This is a genomic window from Streptomyces sp. NPDC047042 (assembly GCF_040644035.1).
In the GTDB taxonomy this organism is placed as follows: domain Bacteria; phylum Actinomycetota; class Actinomycetes; order Streptomycetales; family Streptomycetaceae; genus Streptomyces.
This window is the reverse complement of record NZ_JBEYVP010000069.1, coordinates 1-15,872: the sequence shown is the minus strand read 5'-3', so window position 1 is coordinate 15,872 and position 15,872 is coordinate 1. Positions and strand designations below refer to the sequence as shown.

The following is a 15,872-nucleotide window of genomic DNA, read 5'->3' as shown; positions in this document are numbered from 1 at the left end:
CGGCAACTAGGCCAGAGCCTGGGCCGGGCCACCGACAGGAAGAGTGTCGATCCACGACAGCCCACCCAGGTCAAGCCGCTGGCGTGCCCGCGTGACCGCGACATACGCGAGACGGGCGTCGGTGTCGTTGACGGGTTCCGGGATTGGGTGGCCCTTGGCGTCGAGTTGGTCGGTGTCTTTGGGAGGGGGAAAGTCCTCACCGATGCGGACGGTGGGCCATTCGCGGCCCTTGGCCTTGTGAGCGGTGGACACGGTTACGTCGGCATGGTCCTCGTCGGTGAGTTCGTCGACCGCGGCGAGGATGGCGTCGGGGCCATGCGTGTCGACGAGGTCGACGAAGGGCTGAAGGTCGCCGCCGGCCGGGTCATACGTCGCGTAGTCCTGCACATCGCCCCAGGAGGCGAAGAGGACGAGTTCCGGGTGGCTGGTGCGGCGGCCTTCTTTGAGGTCGCGAGCCGCCAGCGCCAGTGCGGCGAGAGTGTGTCCGCCACGGGCCAGGGCGACGCGGCGGCCCTCGGAGAGGAGGCGCATGACTTCGGCCATGGCACCGATGTTGGTGCGGCACAGCACCGCGTCCGGGTTGGCGATGTCCCCGACCTCGGTAGAAATGCTCTCACTTCCGGTCAGGCGGATGGGTGCTTCGGCAAGTTCGAGCCAGCGGTTGGCCTGCTCGGCGAGGAGGGGGCCGAAGCGGAAGGAGCGGGTCAAAGTGAGGGCGGTGGCGTCGAAGTCGGTCATCACGTCGCGCGCACCGCGCCAGCCGTAGATGGCCTGGGCAGAGTCGCCGACCATGACGAGCTGGGCGTGGTCGCGCTGGGCGTTGAAGACCTGTTCCAAGACGGGGTTGGTGTCCTGGGCTTCGTCGAGGAAGAGGAAGTCCGCTTCGATCCTTGGCTCGGTCAGAGCCCACATCTTCAGGTAGTGGTCGTGTTCGAATCGGACCGCACCATGGGCGGGGTTTTGCAGGTCGGCCCAGGCCTTGGTCGCGAATGGCAGGGCCACGTCTGCGAGTTGGGCGTGCTCGGCGGGCGATGCTAGGCGGCGAAGATGCGGCACGTGGTGGCGGGCCAGAACGCGGTCGGCTGAGTAGCAGAAGCGGGTCACGGTGCGTAGCACTGTGTGGGAGAGCGTCTTGTGGCTGATCTCGTCATCGCCGATGCGGATGGGCTGGTTGATGCCGAGGGCTTGGCCGGTCCTCCAGGCGGGCTGTCGGGGGCCGTTCAGTCGGTCGGCATAACGGTGACCGAGTGCTGCGTACGCGGTCGCATGGGCCGTCTTGCACATCACCGTCCGGGGGAAGCGCGTGGCAGCATCGCGAGCGATGTCCTTGTTGAACGCGATGTAGCGTCCGCGTCGTTTGGTGCTGGCGGCGAGCATCGCGAGGGTGGTCGTCTTGCCAGTACCGGCTCCCGCCTGCAGGGCGAGGTGGTGTCCTGTTCGGAAGGTGTCGGTGGCTTGGACCTGTTCGTCGGTCGGGGTGGGCACAAAGGTTCCTTAGGGAGAAGTGGTGGAGGACTTACCGCTTGACAGGCGGTTCTAGTGGCTGAGAAGAGTGCTCGCTGCGCAGAACAGCAGTTCTTCCGGGGTGTACTGAGCCAGTAGCCCTTCCAGCTGGGTTGTCAGATGACGGGCGCGCTCTTCTTGGTGGCGGGCAACGGCGTCGGTCACGCTCTGGCGTAGGAAGTCCTGGGGCCGTTGACCATGGGTTGCCGCAGCCTGGCGGATGGCAGTGCGGGCGGTGCGGCTGAGAGCGAAGTTCACCAGGACACAGCCCTGTCGGTCCGGGTAATGGGTGGTCAGGACATCGATGGGCAACACAGCATCGAGTCGATGCCGGAGTACTCGCAGCGCGCGCCCAGGAGTCTTGGCACGCTGCAGAGTCAGCAGCTGGGTGTGGTCGTTGTTGCTGGCCAGAGCCACGACACGACGCGCACGACGCAGCTCACCGTTGGTAGCCGGCCTGGCCAGGGTGATCTCAATCGCATGGTGCGCGGTCACGGCTGTGGCCCCCTCCGGATCCGTCCGGCCGCCCCTCGACCTCGGCTGAGTGTCGGGAGCCTCGTGTGAATGTGCTCGTGGTGGATGAGGGGGTCGAAGGGCTCCCACTCGGCAACCGCCACGTCGGCAGCTGTGGGAGCGGCGGCGTGCTCAGGGCAGCGTTGAGCCCTCCAGCGCAGTTGCTCGGCATAAGGCAGGCCAGTGAGCGCGTAGATGGCCATGACCGCTCCAGGCAAAGGAAGTTGGCCGTGCGCTGAGGTGGTGGGCACGAGAGTCCAGACCCCTGGCCTGGACCCAGATGTGAGCAGTGGACTTCCGCAGCGGTGGCGGCGTCGGGTCTGGGCGACACACTGGATCGCGTCCACCGGTCGGTTGGCGAGGTAACGGACGTACAGGAGCTGCACAACAGGACGAGGCGGCCGACACGCAGTCATCTGTGAGACTTCGGTGTTCGGCACGGCGGAAGGGAGAACGAATCCGCCGCTGTCGATCAGGCGGCGGGTGTTGACCGCCAGGGCACGGCGCAGTCCGGTCAATTCGGGTACGGGCGGAAGGTTGTCGCGGGCAGGACACAGCATGGCGTGCGGCAGGCGGCACCAGTTGCTGCCGTCGCCCGCAGGATGGGCGACACCCGAGCTGACGTGCCAGTGCCAGGCGGCGGGCACCGTCTTGGCCAGCAGCTCGTGAGGATGCAGAGGAATGGGCCGCTCGTTGGTGCGGTGGTACCACTCGATTCGGTTGCCGCAATCCCGGCAGCGGCCACACTGGCCGCATCGCAACAGGCGGCTGGCGCTGTCGCTGCTTACGCGTAGGGAACGCCTTGCGCGGTCGCGGGCGTGGCTGCCGTCCCAACGACGTGGAGAAGGGGGTGTGGAGCGCATGCGGGCGAACCTGCCAGCCAACACGCCGTCCCATCGGCGTCACTGCCGCAGGTGTCCCCCAGACTGCCGCATCTAGCGAAACTGGCTTTCGGATGTACGATCACGCGTTCGCGCCGAGTCACCGAATTGGGTGGTTGGCGTTGCCGTCACGGAGGCCGTCATCCGTCAGTCTTTGCAGGGGGTTCGTGTCCCCTGCACAAGGTGGCGAAGAGCTCGTCGAGCGGGGTGCTCAGTGCGTGTGCCAGGGCGTGCCAGGTTTTCAGAGTTCCGATCGTGCGGCCCTGCTCGATCTCGATAAGGGTCCGTCTGGCGAGGCCGCTACGGGCGGCGAGCTCGTCGTAGCTCCACGCCTTGGCCGCCCTCAGGCGCGCGAGCTCCTGGCGGAGCGCCTCGAAGTCCGGATCGGGCGGAAAGATCGTCACCCGACCATCCGACGGGGCAGACCCCTGCCCTGTCAGTGCAGACCTCTGCCCTATTTCCCCAGGTGGCAGCGCGGGCGAGAGGGCAGAGGTCTGCACTACCGTGTGCGGCCGTCACTCTCTTGAGCTGACAAACGGCGCGGGACGGGATTGGGAGGAGCGCGCCCTATGAGGCCTTGCACAACACGCCCGACAACTCGGCATGCCTGGACTGTCGAGCTGCGGCCCAGCCCTGGAGGGCCGCAGCTTGTGTGCCGACAGTGCGACCACCGAGGCGTGCTGATCGCCGCCGCATCCGCACGGTCCGCGGCGCTCGAACATTTGGCCGGACATGCCCGGCGTGACGCCCTGCCGCCGTACATGCGCACCTGCCAGTGCCACGAGCGAGGCTGCGGCTGGCATCCCCGCCACCGCGGCTGCGCGGGCCCTATCCGCCTGCTTCTCGCCCGCGAGCGGGGCGGACGACTCTGGCGACTTGCCGATGCGTGTACAGCCTGCGCCTCGGCGACGACACAAGCCGCCGTGGTTCCGGAAACCTTCCCGCGCGAAGCCATGACGTCGCCGAACAGCACCTCACGCCGCCGCAAACGCCGCCTCCGCGGGCCGGGCGACCAGATTCAGGTGCGGGAGATGCTCAGCTACTTGGCCTCAGCCCTGCCGAGCCATACCGGAGCTGCGGCCCGGCTGCTCGCCGTGCAGTGCGCACTACGCATGGATTCTCAGGGCCAGGTCCGGTTGCCGGTTGGGGTCCTGCGTAGCCTTCGCCTCGCCCGCGACCCGCTTCCGTGGAGTGAGCTGGAGCAGGCACGGTGGCTCCACAGGACGCCGCCCGCCCCGGGCTCCACCGACAGGACAGTGGTCGCCCAGATCCTCGACGACGTGTTGTTTGCTCAGCGTCCCGCGCGTCCAGACCGCAGGCGCGCCGCCGACTGGGCGCTGCGCGCGACGAAAGACGGCTACACGGTCACCGACGATCCGCCTCTGCGGCTGACCGCCCTATGCCTCGCGGCATACACGGACTCCTCGACCGGTCGCGGGCGTACCGAGATGGACCGGACCGAGCGTGAGTGTGGACTCGCTCCTGCGGCCCTGTTCCCTGTACTCGATCGGTTGGCGACATCTCTCATCTCCTGGAGCGTAGCCCTCGCCTCAGGAGATCTGTACTGGGAACTGCGACCGAAGGGCGATCAGCGTCAGCGGGCAGCCGGCCGATCCGACGCCTCTGCGAGGTCCGACTGACCCGTCCGTTCCGACACTCACCCCGTTACGGAAAGTGCCGTTTGCGCGACATGACGTTACCTCCCTCCGCTTGAGTCGCTCGACGACTGCAGCGCGGTGCGCACCACTGGGGCGATTCCTCCAACCATGCCGCCCGGTTGGGGATGTGACGGCGCGGCACCTGTTCTGGTTACCGCTCCCACCACTGTCGAACCGATGATGCGTTCGAATTATGTCGCTGACCGGGGCTGATGAGGTTAGAGTAATCGAACGAGAGTACGATGACTGTATCGGTCATACGACCTAAAAAGGTCGAAATGGGGTGGAGTGATGGAGGTGCGGCATGGCGGGCTTCGCCCATCTGCACGTCGCGTCCGGTTACTCCGAGCGCTACGGCGCGGCCCATCCTGAGCATCTCGTGCTGCGGGCGGCCGAGCGGGGTGTGACGGCGCTCGCGCTCACCGACCGGGACACGGTTACCGGTGTCGTCCGGTTCGCGCAGGCATGCGCGGGAACCGGGGTGCGGCCGATCTTCGGTGTCGACCTGGCGGTGGAGGCCCTGGCGCCCCCGCCACCCGCCCAGCGGCGCCGCACCCCGGTGCGCGGTGGCGCGCATGTCGTCGAGCCGCCGCTGCGGTGCGTGCTGCTGGCGCAGAACCGGGAAGGATGGGCGCGGCTGTGCCGCATCACGTCGGCGGCCCACGTTGGTACCGCGTCCGGTGCGGCACCGGTGGTGGTGCCATGGGAGGCGCTGCGCGAGTACGGCGGTCCCGGTCTGACCGTGCTGCTAGGGCCGCTCTCGGAGCCTGTGCGGGCCTTGGCGGCCGGCCGGGAGGACGTCGCGATGAAGCTGCTGGCGCCGTGGCGGGAGATCTTCGGGAGTGGCGTCAGGCTGGAAGCCGTAGTGCATAAACGTTTCTCCCTCGGTCCTGGGTCCCTCCGCCTTGCTGCCCGGACCCTGGCGCTAGCCGACCGCACCCGCACCACCGCCGTGCTCTCCAACGCCGTCCGCTACGCCGATCCCGACCAGCACCGCCTCGCCGATGTCCTGGACGCCGCCCGGCTGCTGCGGCCCATCGACCGGCGCCGCCTGGACAGCGGGCAGCGCTGGCTCAAGGACGAGAGGGCGATGACAGCCGTCGCGCACCTGGTCGTCGCATGCGCCGGAGCCGATGCCCGGCGAGCACACCGCCTGGTGGCGGACACCACCGCCACCGCGGCCCTGTGCTCCGTCGACCCCGAAGCGGACCTGGGGCTGGGCACGCGGCACTTCCCGGAACCCGCGCTCTTCGGCGCCGAGCCCAGAGCGGGGGGAGCGGCACAACTGCTGCGCCGACAATGCGAGGCCGGCATGACCCGGCGGGGCCTGGACCGCGACCGAGCGGCACTCGACCGGCTGAGCGAGGAACTCAGGGTGATTTCCGCGCTGGACTACGACTCGTACTTCCTTGCCGTCGGCCAGGTCGTGGCCGACATCCGGGCCAAGGGCATCAGGGTCGCCGCCCGCGGCTCGGGCGCCGGTTCGATGGTCTGCCACGCGCTGGGCATCGCCACGGCCAACCCACTCGACCACCGTCTGCTGTTCGAACGCTTCCTCAGCGTGCGCCGGGCATCCCTGCCCGATATCGACATAGACGTGGAATCCGCCCGACGGCTGGAGTGCTACGACACGATCTTCGACCGGTTCGGCAAGGAACGTGTCGCCGTCACCGCCATGCCGGAGACCTACCGGGCCCGCCGCGCCCTGCGCGACACCGGCCTCGCCCTCGGCATCGCGCCCGCGGACGTCGACCGGATCGCCAAGAGCTTCCCGCACCTGAGGGCTTCCGACATCACCGGTGCGCTCGCCGAGCTGCCCGAACTGCGGCAGCTGGCGGCCGAGGCGCACCGGTACGGACCGCTGTGGGAGCTCGCGGAGGGTCTCGACTCTCTGGTCCACGGCATGGCCATGCACCCCTGCGGCGTGGTGATCAGCGACGCGAGTCTCCTGGACCGGCTGCCGGTGCAGCCCACCCCGCAGGGTGACTACCCCATGGCCATGGCGGCGAAGGAGGAGATCGAGGACCTGGGCAACATCAAGCTGGATGTGCTGGGCGTGCGCATGCAATCGGCGATGGCCCACGCCGTCGCCGAGATCGAACGGACGACCGGTAACCACATCGACCTGGACGATCCCAAGCAGGTGCCGCTCGACGACGTCTTCGCGTTCAAGCTCATCCAGGAGAGCCAGACCCTGGGCGTATTTCAGTTGGAGTCAGCCGGCCAACAAGACCTTTTGTCCAGGCTGCAGCCACGCGATCCGCAGGACGTCATCGCCGACATCAGCCTCTTCCGCCCCGGCCCGGTCGCCGGCGGCATGCCCGAGCGGTACATCGCCGCCCGCCACGGCGGCACGCCCGCGTACGCGCATCCGGACCTGGAACCGGTGCTCGCCGACACCTACGGCGTGACCATCTGGCACGAGCAGATCATCGAGACCCTGTCGGTCATGACCGGCTGCGACTACGCGCTGGCCGAGATCGCCAGACGGGCGCTCGGCGAGAAAGACCGCCTGCCGAAGCTCAAGGACTGGTTCCACGGCCTGGCACACGCGCGCGGCTACAGCGCGGCCGTCCGGGACGAGGTCTGGAAGACCGTCGAGGCCTTCGGTGCCTACGGCTTCTGCCGCGCCCACGCGGTCGCGTTCGCCGTACCCGCCCTCCAGAGCGCCTGGCTCAAGGCACACCACCCCGCATACCTGCTGGCAGGCCTGCTCGAACACGACCCCGGGATGTGGCCCAAGCGCGTCCTTGTCTCCGACGCCCGTCGCCGCGGCGTACAAGTCCTACCCGTCGACATCAACCACTCCCAGGTGAAACACACCGTGGAGAAGACCGACGGAGAGCAGCGGAGCGTACGCCTCGCCCTCTCCGCGGTACACGGCATCAGCAAGGACGAGTGCGCACGAATCGAAAAAGGCCAGCCCTACGGATCCCTCTCCGACTTCTGGCAGCGAGCCCGCCCCAGCAGACCCACTGCCGAACGCCTCGCCGAAATCGGCGCCCTGAATTCCCTCCACGACGGCCGCCTCACCCGACGCGACCTGCTGCTCCAGATCGCCGAACTCCACCGGGCCTCCCGCACGCGATCCGCCGGCAAAGGCCAACTGCCCATCGAAGCGGGCCCCGTGGGCGGGGCGGAGCCGAGCGGCCTGCCGGAACTGACCGGACGCGAAGCCCTCAGTGCCGAGCTGAGCACCCTCGGCATCGACGTCTCCAAGCACCTGATGGAACACCACCACCGCCTGCTGCGCGAGATCGGCGCGACCGACGCGGCCCACCTGGCCGGACTGCGCGCCGGTCAGCAGGTCCTCGTCGCCGGCGTACGGGCCTCCACCCAGACCCCGCCCATCGCCAGCGGCAAGCGCATCATCTTCGTCACCCTGGAGGACGGCTCCGGCCTGGTTGACCTGGCCTTCTTCGAGGACTCCCACCCGGCCTGCGCCCACACCGTCTTCCACAGCGGACTGCTGCTCGTACGCGGCACGGTCCAGGTGCGCGGCACTCGCCGCACCGTCGTCGGCACCATGGCCTGGGACCTGGACGAGATCGCCGCCGCCCGCCGCGACAACGGCCCCGAGGCCGCACTCGCCCTCCTCGGCGCCGACCGCCCGCACCCGACCCCCGCGCAGCCGCAGCGCACGCTGGCCAACGGCACCACCGGCGCCCGCCTCCACCCGTACGCAGACCTACAACCCGCCGGCACCCGCTCGGCCGACCTGAAGAAATTCGGCTACACCAGTCCGGGGAGCGCAGGATGACTACACGGCAGCGGCACATTGCTCACCTTCACCTGCACGCCGCGCTGAACGGGCCTCAGTACAACGATGTAATCGAAGTGATGTCTGGTGTCACGCCTCATGTCCAGGCTGTCCCGCCCAACGCCGTCCAGCTCGACCTGACGTCGGCCATCAGATATTTCGACCTGTCCGCTTATGACGTCGTTCAGTTGGCGAAGCTCAGGTTGAAGGCTCTCTATGACGTTGACAGCAGCGCCGGGCTCGCGAGTAACCGCATGCTGGCGGCCATGGCGGCCGACGCATCCGCGCCGGGAGAGACCACCTGGATCCCCGCTGATCACGTGGCCGACTGGCTGTACCCGCGGCCCGTCACCGCGCTGCCCGGGGTGGGCCGCACCACGGCGGAAACGCTTCACAGATACGGCCTGCACACCATCGGTCAGATCACCGGCCTGCCTTCACTGACCCTCCAACGGCTCCTCGGCGTAGGCCAGGCACGGCTGTTGACCGAGCGCGCCCGCGGCCACGACCCTCGTCCGGTCGTCCCCGCCGAACCCGCAGCGCACCTGATCGCCGACCTCGTGCTGGAGCGGGACTGCCTCGACCCCGCAAAGCACCACCGCGCAGTTCTGGGACTTGCCGACCAGATCGGCCAACGCCTGCGCGGCGAAAGCCAGATCGCGAGCCGACTCACCCTCACGGTGCGATACGCCGACCGCAGCTCCACCACACGTACCCGCACCCTGCCGGAACCCACCAACCACTCGCCCGCACTCACCGTGGCTGCGCTGAGCCTGCTGACGGGTCTCGGACTGCAGCGAGCGAGAGTTCGCGCCTTCACGATCCGCGCAGACGACCTGTTGCCGACCGACAGGGCCTACCGCCAGCTCTTGTTGGACCCCGGCGATGCCCGCGCCCGTGCGGCTGAAGCCGCCGCAGACCGCGCCCGTCGGCGCTTCGGACCGGGGGCTATACGCCCAGCTGCTCTGGCGAACTGACCGCTTATGCTGAGAACGCCTATTTCCTGGCGAAGGCGACCGCCGCGTTGGAGCGCCGACCTTGGAACTGCTCGACTGTGCGAAGGGAATGATGCCCAGCCATACTGAGGGTCTGTCGCTGTGTGAGCAGGAGGTTCTGTTGCAGCCGAGTAGGGGTGAGGTAGCGGCCGTCGTGGGTTTCGGCGGCCAATATGGGCTGGCTGCTCGTGTGGTGCTCGCCAAACTCCCAACCTTGGAGTGGATCCGAGTTGCCGATCCAGAAGCTGGCGTGGCTGATGATTTCCAATTCAAGTCGGGGTCGCGACGCCACGCATTGCAGGTGAAGTGGTCGCAACCTGCCGGGTCGTTCACATGGGGCGACCTGACGAGTGGAGAGGGCGAGAAGCCTGGCTTGCTGACACAGCTTGCGGCTGCATGGATAAGGATGCGAACGGCCGCACCGGAGCCCCTGACCGTCCACCTGTGCACGAACAATCACGCATCAAACACGCAAGCGAGGGGCGTGAGCCCTATTGCTCACGCTACGGCCACAGGCACTCGTAGTCTGGCCACATTTCTCGCGCGCTCTTTTGAGCCGGTACGGCTTGAGATCGCGCAAGGAACTAGGCAGTGGAGCGATCTGGCCGAACTTGTGGAAGTTGTCGACTGGGCACCTGTCTGGGAAGCGCTACGCATGCTCACGAAGCTGACCGACGATGATTTCGTTGCCTTCGTGGGTGACCTGGAACTGAGGTTCGGTCTCCTGCTCGGAGATCCCCTCCTCCGTCCTGATCACGAACCGACTGACGGTGAGGTTGCGCACCTGGCGTACACGCTTGAGGAGATCGTGCGGGACCCGGCACAGCCGGTGGAGTTGAGTCGTGACCAGTTGATGGAACGTCTGGGCTGGCAGGACCGGTTGCGGTACCGCCATCCCCACCAGTTCCCGGTCCCAACGGTGTACACAACGAACGAGGTGGCCCGAGAGGCTCTCGAGCTTCGGCTGCAGCGTCTGTCGGGCGGTTACCTGGCACTGGTCGGCCCAGCTGGATCTGGAAAGTCAACACTGCTGGCCAGCCTGAAGATTCAAGGACATGTAGCGCGTTATTACGCTTTCGTGCCCGATGCACCTGACCCGCTCAGCAGCAGGGGAGAAGCGGACAGTTTTCTGCACGACGTCTCTCTTGCTCTGCAGGAAAGCGGCCTGCACCGCCACGGAATCGGCAACGACCTGCGCACCCAGCGCTCCGTGCTGAGCGACCAGCTCGACCAGGCTGGCCAACGGTGGATGACGCGTGGCGAGCGAACCATCGTCGTGGTGGACGGCCTTGATCACATCCCGCGAGAACAGAACCCGACGCGTTCTCTGCTGGAAGAGCTTCCCAACCCGGCGGCATTGCCCGATGGCGTCTTCATCATCCTGGGCACCCAGACCACAAGCATCCTTCCGGCTTCGGTGCAGGCGGCTTTGGAGCAAGACGACCGTATCGCCATGCTGCCTCCGCTGTCCGCCGAAGAAATTGAGTACCTGACCAATGCAGCTGGCCATGGTGACTGGCTGTATCCCGGTCAAATGACGAAGGTCATCGACGCCAGTGAAGGGCACCCCCTCGCCCTCACCTACCTATTGCAGGAATTCAGCGCACTGGAAGGCAGCGAGCCCGATGAAGTAGCGCGACGCCAACTGGCAGACAATCTGCTCGCCGACGCATCGCGTTATGGTGGCGATGTTGCCGCGCGTTACCGCGGATACCTCCAAGCTGTGCGAGAAGACCGGCAAGTTCTTGACCTGCTGGGGATGGTCGCGCGCCTGCGTGTACCGGTGAACCTGCGCTGGCTATCGACCTGGGCCGATCAGCATGCAATCTCCGCGTTCGCCGACCAAGCTGCAACGTTCTTCCACAAGGCCGGTGATGACTGGCGCTTCATCCACAACAGCTTCCGAAGCTATCTCGCAGACGCCACGGCTCACGTCGCCGGTACGGCTGAGGAGGAGCGTGAACGCGGGCTCCATATGCAACTTGCGGACGTGTGCGGGAACTCCGGGGCCGAGTGGAGCTTGTACCAAGACGAAGCAGTCGTACACCTCTTTCTAGGCGGTCAGCACGACCGCGTACTGGCTCTTGGCACGCCGCAAAGGTTGCGTCAGTCTTTGATCGATCTGCGGCCTCTGGCCACGGTCCGAGACCACGCGCTGCTTGCGCTGCGCTCTGCCAACCTGCTGGACGATTCGCAGGCATTTCTGCGCATGCTGGTGTTCCTCAGCGAACTTCGGCTGCGCGAGATGGTCCTGGAGAACGAGCCTCTTGCGATCGCAGTGCATGCCTTCGACGCACGGCTGGCTCTGGACCACATCGCCAGAGGCGGACGACTGCGGATCACACGGAAGGCGGCCCTTGCTCATGCCGTGACCTTTGTCAACAGCGGCAATGTGGATGCGGTCCAGAGAATCTTGCGTGCCTGCGGTGGCCTGGCTGGAATTGCCGGCGAAGAAGATCCGTCGCCGGACGCGGTTGCCGATTGGGCCGAAGTGACATGGAACCTCTCCGGTCTCGACGCGGTACTGGTCGAGCTTGACCACCAACTTCCCCATCCTCCAAACGATGAGGATGAGTCGGTGCTCAGCATCGAAGTACCGGAGGAATCGGCAGACGACGAGGCGGCAAGGTCCTCACGGCAGACGCTGCTCCGCGAGCAGCGGGACCGGCTCGAACGCGGGGCGAGCACGACCAGCTGTCGCAGCTTCGCTCATGCACGTTGCTTCGATCTCCTCATCGAGACCCGCGACGAGGCCGCCCTCGACGCCTTGACTGCCGTGATCGATGCCGAGGCCACACCCAGTTGGCGCGCTCGAGCCCGCTATATGCGGGCCAAGGCCGCGTCAGAGGACCAAGCGCGAACCGAGCTTCTGCGATGGGCACGCGAAATCATCGAACTTAACGCGGAAGAAGGGGACGCGGACGAAGAGGACGATGAAGAGCTGCCAGCCAACGGCTCGTCACCTGCTGTACACCTGAGCATCCGGATTGCCACCGCCGAGCTGCTCGTCCAGAACGGCTTCAACAGCGCGCCCGAGATCGGCGAACTCGTGCCCCCCGGCACCGCCGTTGCTTGGCCATCCACCGTATCCGGGCAAGAAGGCCTCGCCCCCTTCCGGACGCTGATCGGGCTCAACAGACTCCGGCAAGTCCATCCAGATCCGACACAGTCGGACCTCATGCCGACCTCAGACTGGACATCGCGGGATGCCGGCAACGCGCGTTTCCGGCGAGCACTTCGCGTCCTGGCCCAGATGGAGGGACAGCGACTTGGTGTCTCCGCGGGTCTCGGAGACCCGCCCGATGTGCCGGCACAGGCGGATCCGATTGTCCGCCTGCTAGAAGTACCATCCGAGGAGACCCGTGACTGGACAGGCTGGTACATCGTTCGCGACGCTGCTCTTGAGCTCTTCGGTAGGCTAGTTGACCTCGCGGCCAGACAGCACGGCAGCGCCGGACTGCAACGCCTGCTGTCGCGGTTCGATACAGCCTGGGCGAGCGAAGAACGGGCCGTTTACTGGCCTCCCCAGCGCAAGCAGGCCGTTATCGAGGCCGCTCTCAAGACTCACTCCGACGCCCATTCATGGGCCGTGGACCAGCTTCGACGGCTCGATGCAGTGATCAACGACTGGTCCTCCGAACCACATGACAGGGTGTCGCTGTGGCTGGCGCAAGCGCGAGCCTGGGCTCTGGCTGGCGACGAGCAGGCAGCCCGACAAGCGACTCGCTGCGCGGTAGACACATCGCTCGGCATCGATGCGAGCGATCATGACCGGCAACTCGTGGAGTGGCTCGACTGGCTGGTCACCGCTGCAGACGAGGGAGAGATGTCTCCTTCTCAGTTCACCACGACGGTCCTCACCTACGCTTCGCGTATCGCCGCTGCCAGCTCAGGCCGTCATGCCTCAAGCGCCGCGGAAAAGGTCATCGCTTCGGCCTTTGCCCGTGACCCCTCCCTAGCCTGCGGTTTGGCTGAGTGGCTGTGCACAACGGGAGCGCTCAGCGAAACCGACGCTGTCCAGTCCGTAGTGCTTGCCGCCTGCCAGCACCCAGACGTTTCTGTGGCGGACAGCACCGCTGTCGCGGTCCATTTGCTGTTCCCGATCACGCCCGAGCCGACTGAGGAAATCGCCAAAACCGTACAGGCCCGCAGGACGGAGAGCTTTGCCGCCGCCGCTGTGACGGCGCTGGAGCGAGCCCAGCAGCTCTGGACCGTCCAGGAATTGAAACGGGACGTCACCGAACAGGCAATCCACGAAGAGGCCATCGAAGACACGCCTACGGATACTCGAGACGCTTCACCGGGCGTCCAGACCCTGGGCAGCCTGCTCACGGCACTTCGAACTGCAGCAACAGTTGCAGAACCCCCGCCGGGGGGCTGGGACAAGGCCGTCGAGCAGGCAACCGCTATCATCACCTCCACGACTCCGGCCCAGGCCCGTGCTCTGCTGGAGCAAGCCGGGCGCTTGCGCCTCTCAGGATCAGCATTGGGCAGACTGGCAGCGCTGGCTGCACAATCCGGCGAACCCGTCAGGGCCGCGGCCGCCCTCAAAGACGCGCTCAGCCGTACGCCAGCCTATGGATGGCTGCGCTACCACGATGGGGGAACCAGGCTGGCCATCCTCCACGCCGCACTCCACTACCGGCACCCCGCCCTCGTACAACTCGCCCGACAAGACCTCGCCAACACCTTCATCACCGGGTCCTTGTCCGCGCAGCTATCGCCCGACGACATCCGAGAAATCACCCAACTGGTCACAGAACCCGGAACCGTCGCCCGAGCCTGGCCCGACATCGAGGCCTACCTCGACGAGGTAGCGCCACCCGCCACCAACACCGCGGACATCCCTGCAGTTCCGGCAGCAGCGATCCCGGCCGTCGAGGCTCTGGCACGATGGGTAGCGCTGTATCTCGGGCACCCCGTCCGCTCTCTCGACTTCGGCGCACGACGGGCACTTCAGTTGCTGAGTACACGCCACCAGCACGTGATCCAGACCATTCTCGCCGAGACCGTCACACAAGGCGGATGGGCGTGCGAGGCCGCCCTGCTCACCCTGATCACCGCACCCGAAGGCGAACGGGCAACCGCGGTGTCCGCTGAACTCGTCGCCGCCCTGCAGGTTGCTGCCATCGAGACCGACGGCATCTCCCGAGACCTCGCTCGCCGTTTCGCCCGTCTGTACGACATTGAGCTGGAGAAGCCACCGCACCGAGCCCGTCCTGCCGCGTATGGCCTGGCCCTTCCACCTCTTCCCGAACGCACGGTCCCAGAAGAGGACCGCCACGGAACCCCGCACCTAGATCTACACAATCCGCGTCACATGCTCGGCCCGTTCGATGTTGCCCTTCAGATGCTCTCCGACATCACTGGGCTGGAGGACTCGTCGGTTCTCCACAGGGCCGCCTCGGTTGCAAGGTCCAACACTGATCGCTGGACCGAGGGAGGACATCGTGCTCACGCGCAACGTCTCACCTCACGTCAACAGCGCCACAGCTATCGCCCTTGGGCGTATATGGTCGGCCGCCGAGCCGTCGGAACGGTACTCGGTGAGTTGCTTGACGCTGGTGCGCTGGGTGACGCACCAACCCTTCCTGCATACCACTTCGGCCTGGTAGATGAGCAAATCGTCACCGTTGAACCTCAGCCGCTCCCAGAATGGCTGCCGCCTATCTGGAGACCCGAAGGGACTGCCTCCTACGACGTCGACAACTGGTGCGCCGAAGCAGGACCAGCCGCAGACGAGTACGCGCGTGCATACGCCGCGGTCGCCAGGCCCTACGTGCTGGCTGAATACGGCCAGTGGCGCAGCCTGGAATGGGGAAGACCCGAAGAGGAACGCAGGGTTCGCACGACTCATGGCCTTGCCCTCAGTGCAGCATTGCTCCTTCCGAAGCGCCGAGCATGGGAACCGTTCCACGCCGAAGTCGACCGGTACCCGGCCAGTCGTAGCCTCGACTGGCCTGCCAAGGAGCTGGTTGTCCACGGCCACGAAGACTGGACGGACGCCCCGCACAGAGACTGGCTCGCGCTCCATCCGGCCGTCAGCGCCGAACTTGGATGGCACCACGACCCACGCGAACTCTTCACATGGAGGGGAGAAGATGGCCAGTGGCGGGCACGCACCGTGCTTCTGGTCCGGGGACAGCTCAGCCACCAACCGCCACGACACGCAACCTGCACGGAGACGTGGCAGGTGCAGTTGAGCGAAACAGGTTATGCCGAACTCTGCAGCGCATTTTCGAGACTAAAGCGAACCCTGGCAGTGACCCGAACTCTGCCCGCCAGCAGACGGCGAGGCCGTCCCGAAGAGAGGCAATCGAGTCACAGAGAACTGGCCAGAGACGTCTGAAGAACTAGTTAGGGGGACGGGACAACCGCCCGCCTGCAGCCTGAGCCGCACAACGACAAAAACACCATGGGGTACCGCAAGCTCGGCACCACCGGAACCGCCGCCTGCCGCATCGCGTTTGTGGGCGCTCACGGAATGTTCCCGGGGTCGGCTCATGTAATGGGACCGACCCCGGTCTGTTGAGTGGGTCTACTTCGTGGTGGCCGTCGCCTT

The 15,872-nt window shown here is 66.5% G+C and carries 8 protein-coding genes; 4 read left to right on the top strand and 4 right to left on the bottom strand.

Features of this window, described 5'->3' with window-relative positions; all coding sequences use genetic code 11:
* Positions 1-6 precede the first annotated feature (6 nt).
* From ABZ855_RS45905 to ABZ855_RS45890, 4 genes are all read right to left on the bottom strand, one after another.
* Positions 7-1,485, bottom strand: a complete 1,479-nt coding sequence (locus tag ABZ855_RS45905) for a UvrD-helicase domain-containing protein (protein WP_360819231.1) — start codon at positions 1,483-1,485, stop codon at positions 7-9.
* Positions 1,486-1,536: 51 nt separating this feature from the next.
* Positions 1,537-1,998: a hypothetical protein gene (locus ABZ855_RS45900; protein ID WP_360819228.1), complete on the bottom strand. Its 462-nt coding sequence runs from the start codon at positions 1,996-1,998 to the stop codon at positions 1,537-1,539.
* Complete coding sequence (locus ABZ855_RS45895; protein ID WP_360819225.1) at positions 1,995-2,879, bottom strand: DUF6083 domain-containing protein; 885 nt, start codon at positions 2,877-2,879, stop codon at positions 1,995-1,997. Before ABZ855_RS45895 ends, ABZ855_RS45900 begins: the two co-directional genes overlap by 4 nt.
* A 158-nt stretch (positions 2,880-3,037) precedes the next feature.
* On the bottom strand, positions 3,038-3,301 hold the full coding sequence (locus ABZ855_RS45890; protein WP_266379502.1) for a helix-turn-helix transcriptional regulator: 264 nt from the start codon (positions 3,299-3,301) through the stop codon (positions 3,038-3,040).
* 273 nt (positions 3,302-3,574) lie between these two features.
* On the opposite strand from ABZ855_RS45890, the gene ABZ855_RS45885 reads away from it, so the two are divergent.
* From ABZ855_RS45885 to ABZ855_RS45870, 4 genes are all read left to right on the top strand, one after another.
* A complete protein-coding gene (locus tag ABZ855_RS45885; protein ID WP_360819221.1) occupies positions 3,575-4,537 on the top strand; it encodes a hypothetical protein in 963 nt (320 codons plus the stop codon).
* Between the two features lie 322 nt (positions 4,538-4,859).
* Positions 4,860-8,315, top strand: coding sequence for a DNA polymerase III subunit alpha (gene dnaE, locus ABZ855_RS45880; protein WP_360819218.1), 3,456 nt, complete (start codon positions 4,860-4,862; stop codon positions 8,313-8,315).
* Complete coding sequence (locus tag ABZ855_RS45875; RefSeq protein ID WP_360819215.1) at positions 8,312-9,292, top strand: ImpB/MucB/SamB family protein; 981 nt, start codon at positions 8,312-8,314, stop codon at positions 9,290-9,292. Before dnaE ends, ABZ855_RS45875 begins: the two co-directional genes overlap by 4 nt.
* Positions 9,293-9,353: 61 nt before the next feature.
* Positions 9,354-15,659: an ATP-binding protein gene (locus ABZ855_RS45870; RefSeq protein WP_360819212.1), complete on the top strand. Its 6,306-nt coding sequence runs from the start codon at positions 9,354-9,356 to the stop codon at positions 15,657-15,659.
* Positions 15,660-15,872: the final 213 nt, after the last annotated feature.

Coding starts and splice junctions, on each gene's coding strand:
- ABZ855_RS45895 (WP_360819225.1), bottom strand. CDS start 2,879: ATGCGCTCCACACCCCCTTCTCCACGTCGTTGGGACGGCAGCCACGCC.
- ABZ855_RS45875 (WP_360819215.1), top strand. CDS start 8,312: ATGACTACACGGCAGCGGCACATTGCTCACCTTCACCTGCACGCCGCG.
- dnaE (WP_360819218.1), top strand. CDS start 4,860: ATGGCGGGCTTCGCCCATCTGCACGTCGCGTCCGGTTACTCCGAGCGC.